This window comes from Burkholderia sp. Tr-20390, from assembly GCF_017104595.1.
Taxonomy (GTDB): domain Bacteria; phylum Pseudomonadota; class Gammaproteobacteria; order Burkholderiales; family Burkholderiaceae; genus Burkholderia.
In genome coordinates, this window is the sequence record NZ_JAAGPC010000278.1 from 1 (window position 1) to 7978 (window position 7978).

At 70.8% G+C, this 7978-nt stretch carries 4 protein-coding genes and 2 riboswitches; of the genes, 3 read left to right on the top strand and 1 reads right to left on the bottom strand.

All coding sequences use genetic code 11. The features are described 5' to 3' along the window. Positions 1-55: 55 nt before the first annotated feature. On the bottom strand, positions 56-805 hold the full coding sequence (cobA, locus tag G3N98_RS37030) for a uroporphyrinogen-III C-methyltransferase (protein ID WP_175239833.1): 750 nt from the start codon (positions 803-805) through the stop codon (positions 56-58). A 169-nt stretch (positions 806-974) separates the two neighbouring features. Further along, a riboswitch (cobalamin riboswitch) is annotated at positions 975-1212 on the bottom strand. Positions 1213-1325: 113 nt separating this feature from the next. Then, a riboswitch (cobalamin riboswitch) is annotated at positions 1326-1593 on the top strand. Positions 1594-1919: 326 nt separating this feature from the next. On the opposite strand from cobA, the gene cobW reads away from it, so the two are divergent. Genes cobW through G3N98_RS37045 form a run of 3 tightly spaced genes read left to right on the top strand, consistent with a single transcriptional unit; the run spans position 1920 to position 7903 of the window. Beyond that, positions 1920-3008, top strand: coding sequence for a cobalamin biosynthesis protein CobW (cobW, locus tag G3N98_RS37035; RefSeq protein ID WP_206150896.1), 1089 nt, complete (start codon positions 1920-1922; stop codon positions 3006-3008). A 6-nt stretch (positions 3009-3014) separates the two neighbouring features. Continuing rightward, a complete protein-coding gene (gene cobN, locus G3N98_RS37040; protein ID WP_206150897.1) occupies positions 3015-6821 on the top strand; it encodes a cobaltochelatase subunit CobN in 3807 nt (1268 codons plus the stop codon). Further along, on the top strand, positions 6818-7903 hold the full coding sequence (locus G3N98_RS37045; RefSeq protein WP_206150898.1) for an ATP-binding protein: 1086 nt from the start codon (positions 6818-6820) through the stop codon (positions 7901-7903). Before cobN ends, G3N98_RS37045 begins: the two co-directional genes overlap by 4 nt. Positions 7904-7978: the final 75 nt, after the last annotated feature.

A 7978-nucleotide genomic window follows, 5' to 3' on the forward strand; every position in this document is an offset into this window, starting at 1 on the left:
TCGAGTTGCGCGGCCGTCACGCCTGCACGGAAACCGATGCCGAGTGCGACACGCATCATGCGCCGCCGCCGAGCGCGGCCCGTACCGCGGGATCGTCGGCGAACGCCGCGACGCGGCCGATCACGACGATCGCCGGCGAACCGATGCCGGTCGTGCCGATGCGTTCGACGAGCGTGTCGAGTGTCGCGAGTACGTGCCGCTGTTCGGCGCGCGTCGCGTTCTCGATCGCCGCGCACGGCGTCTCGCCGGGCAGGCCGCCATCGCGCAGCGCGGTGGCAATCGCGTCGAGCCGGCGGATGCCCATGTAGATGACGATCGTCATGCGCGTGGCCGCGAGCGCGCGCCAGTCGGGTTCGTCGGCACCCGCGCCGTGGCCCGTGACGAAGATCACGCCCTGCGCGTCGCCGCGCTGCGTGACCGGGATGCCGATTGCAGCCGGCGCGGCGATGCCCGCGGTGACGCCGTTCACGACCTCGACCGGGAATCCCGCCGCGCCGAGCGCGGCCAGCTCCTCGCCGCCGCGGCCGAACACGAACGGATCACCGCCCTTGAGCCGCGCGACGCTGCGGCCCGCGCGCAGATGCGCGAGCATCGCGGCGACGATCGTCTCCTGCGGCGTCGAGGCATGACCGCCGCGCTTGCCGACGTGCTCGATGTGCGCATCGGCGCGCGCATGGCGCAGCACGTCGGGATTCACGAGATCGTCGACGAGCAGCACGTCCGCCGCGCCGATCGCATGGACGGCCTTGAGCGTCAGCAGGTCGGCGTCGCCGGGGCCTGCGCCGACGAGCCAGGCGCGGCTCATCGGACGCGGCACGGCGCGCGCCGTGTCGTCACAGTGGAAAAGGGCAGGCGGGCGGCACGGCGGCGGCCAGCGGACAGGTAAGCCATGACGGATCGAACGAAGCCCGCGCGGACGCGGGCGGAATGCGCACCTCATCCGTCCCCCGCGGATCGGGCGTTCGGCGAGCGTCGGGCTCGCCCCTTGCGTCGGCCGGTATCCGGGCTGGCCGCTTGCCAGGCCGCAGCCTTCCCGCCCGGCTGACGGGCAGTGGCATCGTGGGCGGCCTGGGCGCGTGCGCGGGGAAGCGCGTCGCGCGGGCGGCGTACCGTTGCGGGGACAGCACAGGCCGGGCGGGGGTCCGCCTCCTGTTTCCCGTTTAACTGCACGCGCGGAATGCGCATGCGGGCACCGAACGCGGCGCTACGATAGCACAGCGACTCCCCCGCGCGAACCGCCGCGCACGGCTTCCGGCCACGCGCGGCAGTCATCCGGAACCGGGCCCGGCGGCCCGCTCCGCCTTGACGCTCCCCGCACCGCCGCCTACACTCGCACGCGTTTTGGTGCTCGCGCGCGCCGCTCCGGTGCGCGCAGTTAAACGGGAAACAGGGAGCCTGCCTGCGCCGCAGTCGAGCCAACCTGTGCTGCCCCCGCAACGGTAAGCGAACGCGTCGCGCGAGAAGCGCCACGCAACGCCGCTTCGCCGCATGCCGCGCGCATGCGGACGACCGCCACTGGATGCCGTGCGCATCCGGGAAGGCGAAGCGGCGTGTTCGTCAGCCCGGATACCGGCCGAAACGTTGGGGTTCAGCGCCGCGGGGAGGCGGCGCATCGTCCACGGCCGCAGCCGGCCCGACGCCCGCGTATTGCCCGCTTCCTCCACCGATCCGTCCCCGCGAACCCGTACCGGCCGGCGTGGCGAATGGCAGGCAGCGCGAGCGGGCCGGCGGCAGCCGTGTTGGCATTCACGATGTCGCCCGTTCGCAAGGAAGCACCATGTCCGATTCGTCGTCCCGCCCGTCCCGCGACTGTCCGTGCGGATCGCGCGGCGGCATGCCCGCGATCCGCCAGATGAACTGCCACGCCGCCCTCGACGCGACGATCCCGGGCTGATTCCATTTTCGACACAGGACCTACCATGACCCTACGCAAGCTTCCCGTCACGATCGTCACGGGCTTTCTCGGCAGCGGCAAGACGACGCTGATGCGCCACATCCTGCAGCACGCCGAAGGCCGCCGCATCGCGGTGATCGTCAACGAATTCGGCGAGCTCGGCATCGACGGCGAAATCCTCAAGGGCTGCGGCATCGGCTGCGAGGATGCCGACGGCGCGCAGGGCGAAGCGGCGGGCCAGCTGTACGAACTCGCGAACGGCTGCCTGTGCTGCACCGTACAGGAAGAGTTCTATCCGGTGATGGAAGCGCTCGTCGAGCGCCGCGCGGACATCGACCACGTGCTGATCGAAACGTCGGGCCTCGCGCTGCCGAAGCCGCTCGTGCAGGCGTTCAACTGGCCGACGATCCGCAACAGCTTCACGGTCGACGCGGTCGTGACCGTGGTCGACGGGCCGGCTGCCGCCAGCGGCCAGTTCGCGGAAAACCCGCAGGCCGTCGACGCGCAGCGCAGCGCCGATCCGAACCTCGACCACGAATCGCCGCTGCACGAGCTGTTCGCCGATCAGCTGTCGTCCGCCGACCTCGTGATCGTGAACAAGGCCGATCTCGTCAGCGACGCCGAGTTCGCGCAGATCGACACCGCGATTCGCGAAGAAATCCCGCCGCAGGTGAAGATCGTGCGCGCGACGCGCGGCGAGCTGGATCTCGCGATGCTGCTCGGCCTCGAATCGGCGTCGGAAGAAACGATCCACCTGCGTCACGACCATCACGGCTCGGCCGACGACGGCGATCACGATCACCATCACGACGATTTCGACTCGGTGGTCGTGTCGGGTGACGCCGGCACGCGCGAAGCGACGATCGCCGCGCTGCAGCGCGTCGTCGAAGCGCACACGATCTACCGCGCAAAAGGCTTCGCCGCGCTGCCCGGCGCGCCGATGCGGCTCGTGATCCAGGGCGTCGGCCGCCGCTTCGACAGCTATTTCGACCGTCGCTGGCAAGACGGCGAAACGCGCGCGAGCCGCTTCGTGCTGATCGGCGAGGATCTCGACGCGGCCGCGCTGCAACGCGCGTTCGACGCCGCGTGCGCGGCCGAGCCGCAACAGGCGTAACGCACGATGCATCTGCTGCGCACCATGCCGGGCGGCTTCGTCGACGATACGCAGGGCGTCGTCCGGATCGACCAGCAACCGGCCGACATCGTGATCCTGAGCTCGGCCGACACGACGCTGTCGCTGCTCGCGAGCGTCGTGCCGCATCTGCCGGCCGGCTTCCCGAGCGTGCGGCTCGCGAACGTCACGTTCCTGCGGCAGCCGGCGTCGGTCGACTTCTACGTCGACGACGTGCTGCAGCATGCGAAGTCGGTCGTGATCGATCATCTTGGCGGCGAGGCGTACTGGCCGTACGGAATCGAGCAGGCCGTGTCGCTCGCGTCGAAGCGCGGGCAGCCGCTCGCGATGTTCTCGGGCGACCTGCAGGAAGACCCGAACCTCGTCGCGAAAAGCACCGTCGCGCCCGACCTGTGCCGGCTGTGGTGGCGCTACCTGCGTGAAGGCGGCGTGCACAACGCCGAGGCGCTGCTGCGCAGCATCGCCTTCCACACGCTCGGCTTCGGCGACGAACCCGAATTGCCGCGCCCGCTGCCGGCCGCCGCGCTGTATCACCCGGCGCGCGACCGCGCGAGCGTCGACGACTGGCGGCCGCGCTGGACGCCCGGCGCGCCCGTCGTCGCGATCCTGTTCTATCGCGCGCACTGGCAGGCCGCGAACACGGCCGTGTTCGACGCGCTCGCCGACGCGCTCATCGACGAAGGGCTGAATCCGCTGCCGATCGCGGTCACGTCGCTGAAGGACGCGGTGAGCCGCGAAGTCATCACGCAGCTCTGCGACACGCACGGCGTCGCGCTCGTGCTGAACACGACCGCATTCGCGGCCGGCGCGATCGACAGCCCCGAGCACGACGTGCTCGCCGGCGACGCGCCGGTACTGCAGGTGATCCTGTCCGGCGGCAACCGCGACGCGTGGGTGGCCGACAACCAGGGCCTGCATGCGCGCGACATCGCGATGCACATCGCGCTGCCCGAAGTCGACGGCCGCATCGTCACGCGCGCGGTGAGCTTCAAGGGGCTCGCGTACCGCTGCCCGCACACCGAGGTCGACGTCGTGCGCTACCAGCCGGATGCCGAGCGGATCGCGTTCGTCGCGGCGCTTGCGCGCGGCTGGTGCCGGCTGCGCACGCTCGATAACGCCGACAAGCGCGTCGCGCTGATTCTCGCGAACTATCCGCAAAGCGAAGGGCGGATCGGCAACGGGGTCGGGCTCGACACGCCGGCGTCCGCGCTGCGCGTGCTCGCGGCGCTGCGCGACGCGGGCTACGCGGTGGCCGACCTGCCGCCCGACGGCGACGCGCTGATCGCGCGGCTCACCGAAGGCGTGACCAACGACGCGGCCGTGCATGCGTTGCGCCCCGCATTCCAGAGCTTCCCGCTGGCCGACTACGTCGCGCGTTTCGCGCGGCTGCCGACGGCCGTGCGCGACGCGCTGAACGAACGCTGGGGGCCGCCCGAAGCCGACCCGACGCTGCGGCAAGGCCGTTTCACGATCGCCGGCTGGCGCGCGGGCAACGTGTTCGTCGGCATCCAGCCGTCGCGCTCGCGCGGCGAGAACGACTACGCGAGCTACCACGACGCGGATCTCGTGCCGCCGCACGCGTATCTCGCGTTCTATTTCTGGCTGCGCGATGCGTACCGCATCGACGCGGTCATCCACCTCGGCAAGCACGGCAACCTCGAATGGCTGCCGGGCAAGAGCGTCGCGCTGTCCGACGCGTGCTGGCCGGACCTGACGCTCGGGCCGCTGCCGCACCTGTATCCGTTCATCGTCAACGATCCGGGCGAGGGCAGCCAGGCGAAGCGGCGCGCGCAGGCCGTGATCATCGATCACCTGATGCCGCCGCTCACGCGCGCGGAAAACTACGGCCCGCTGCAGGATCTCGAGCGGCAGGTCGACGAATACTACGAAGCGCTGATGGTCGATGCGCGGCGCGCGAAGCTGCTGCGCAAGACGATTCTCGCGACGATCGCCGAGCACCGGCTGCACGACGAACTGAGCGTGTCGCCGCCGCGCGACGCGGGCGACGAAGATGCGCTGCTCACGCGCGTCGACGCGTGGCTGTGCGAACTGAAGGAAGCGCAGATCCGCGACGGGCTGCATGTGTTCGGCGCGTCGCCGATCGATCGTCAGCGGCGCGACACGCTGCTCGCGCTCGCGCGCTTTCCGGTGGGCGACGGCAAGGGTGCGCGCGCCGGGCTGATCGGTGCGCTGGCGCGCGATCTCGCGCTCGGCGACGACTTCGATCCGCTCGCGGCCGATTGGGCCGCGCCGTGGGTTGGCCCGCGTCCGGCGATCCTGCAGGCGCTCGACGCATCGCCGTGGCGCCACGCGGGCGATACGCGCGAGCGGCTCGAACGGCTCGCGCAGCAATGGCTGGACGGGCTGTGCGCAACGGGCGGCGGCACGGCCACCGACGCGACACCGCCCGGCGATTGGCCGCACACGCTCGCGGTGATCGAGCGCGTTCGCGAAACGCTGCTGCCCGCGCTCGACGCGTGCGGTGGCGAGGAAATGCGCCAGCTGCTGCGCGGGCTCGACGGCCGCTTCGTGCCGCCGGGGCCGAGCGGCTCGCCGTCGCGCGGCCGCCCCGACGTACTGCCGACCGGCCGCAATTTCTATTCGGTCGATACACGCGCGGTGCCGACGCAGGCCGCGTGGTCGCTCGGCCTGAAATCCGCGCAGCAACTGATCGAGCGCCATCTGCAGGATCACGGCGACTATCCGCGCGCGATCGGCCTGTCGGTCTGGGGCACGGCGACGATGCGCACGGGCGGCGACGACATCGCGCAGGCGTTCGCGCTGCTCGGCGTGCGGCCGAAATGGGCGCACGGCAGTCATCGCGTGACCGACTTCGAGATCCTGCCGATCGAAATCTTCGACCGGCCGCGCATCGACGTGACGCTGCGCGTGTCGGGCTTCTTCCGCGACGCGTTCCCGAACCTGATGCACCTGTTCGACGCGGCCGTGCAGGCGGTGGCCGCGCTCGACGAGCCCGAGGCACTGAACCCGGTCCGCGCGCGCGTCGAGCGCGAACGCGAGAAATGGGTCGCGCAGGGCGTGGCGCCGGACGAAGCGCGACGCCGTGCCGGCTGGCGCGTGTTCGGCGCGCGGCCGGGCAGCTACGGCGCGGGCCTGCAGGACCTGATCGACCAGCGCCGCTGGCAGACCGACGCCGATCTCGCCGATGCCTACCGCCAGTGGGGCGGCCATGCGTATGCACAGAACAGCGCGGGCGATGCGGCGGCCGACGTGTTCGGCGAGCGGCTCGCGACGATCGATGTCGTCGTGCAGAACCAGGACAGCCGCGAGCACGACATCCTCGATTCGAACGACTACTACCAGTTCCAGGGCGGGATGACGGCGGCCGTGCGGCACCTTTCGGGGCAGCAGCCGAGCATCTACCACGGCGACCACGCGAACCCGGCCGCGCCGAAGATGCGCACGCTGCGCGAGGAAATCGCGCGCGTGATCCGCTCGCGCGTCGTCAACCCGAAATGGCTCGACGGCGTGAAGCGCCATGGCTACAAGGGCGCGGCCGAGCTGGCCGCGACGGTCGACTACCTGTACGGCTATGACGCGACCGCGCGCGTGCTGTCCGACCATCAATACGCGCTCGTCGCCGACGCGTACCTGTTCGACGACGCCACCCGTGCGTTCCTCGAACGGCACAACCCGAAGGCGCTGCACGGCATCTGCGAACGTTTCGTCGAAGCGATGCAGCGCGGCCTGTGGCAGCAACCGGGCGACTATCGCGAGCGGATCGAAGCGGTCTGGCTCGCGAGCGAACAACTCCAGGAAGGGGGACGGCGATGACCGATCCGACGACGCACCGCGCCCGCGCGGTTTTTCCGTTTGCGGCGCTCGTCGCGCAGGACGCATTGCAGCAGGCGCTGCTGCTCGCCGCGATCGACCCGTCGCTCGGCGGCGTGCTTGTGAGCGGGCCGCGCGGCACCGCGAAATCGACCGCGGCGCGCGGCCTGGCGGAACTGTTGCCCGAAGGGCAGTTCGTCACGCTGCCGCTGTCGGCGAGCGACGAGCAGGTGACGGGTACGCTCGATCTCGCGCATGCACTCGCCGAAAACGGCGTGCGCTTCCGGCCGGGCCTGCTTGCACGGGCGCATCTCGGCGTGCTGTACGTCGACGAAGTGAACCTGCTCGCCGACGGGCTCGTCGACACGCTGCTCGACGTCGCCGCGAGCGGCGTGAACATCGTCGAGCGCGATGGCGTGTCGCACGCGCACGATGCGCGCTTCGTGCTGATCGGTACGATGAATCCGGAGGAGGGCGAGCTGCGTCCGCAATTGCTCGACCGCTTCGGGTTGATGGTCGAGCTGGAGAACTGCTTCGACGCCGCGCAGCGCGAGCGGATCGTGAAGGCGCGGCTTGCATTCGATCTCGATCCGGACGCATTCCGCGCCCGTCATGCGTCCGCGCAACGTGAACTCGGCGACCGGATTCACGCGGCACGCGCACGGCTCGCGGCGCTCGATTTCGACGATGCAGTCCATGCACGCGTCAGCGCACTGTGCATCGACGCGGCCGTCGACGGGCTGCGTGCCGATCTCGTGATGCTGCGCGCGGCGCGTGCGCTCGCCGCGCTGGAGCACGCGGATGCGGTGACGGTGTCGCATGTGGAGCGGGTGGCTGACGCGGTGCTGCGGCATCGGCGCCACGCGGGGCCGCCGCCGTCGTCCGGCGCGCAGCAACCCAACGACGAACGCGACGGTCGCTCTGCGCCCGATGCGCAAGCTATGCGCGATCGCCCCCATGATTCGTCGGATGCGACGAAGAACGATGCCACGGCATCCCAGGGCGACTGGGGCTACCTGCCACCCGAGCCGGCCGGGCTGCGCGACGTGAAAGGCGTGGTGCCGCTGCCGCTAAAAAAACGCTGAGCCATCGAGCCGGCGCCGCCGCGAACACCGTTCGTGGTCCTCGATGGCAATCAGGCGCAGCCGCGCGCGTGCCGG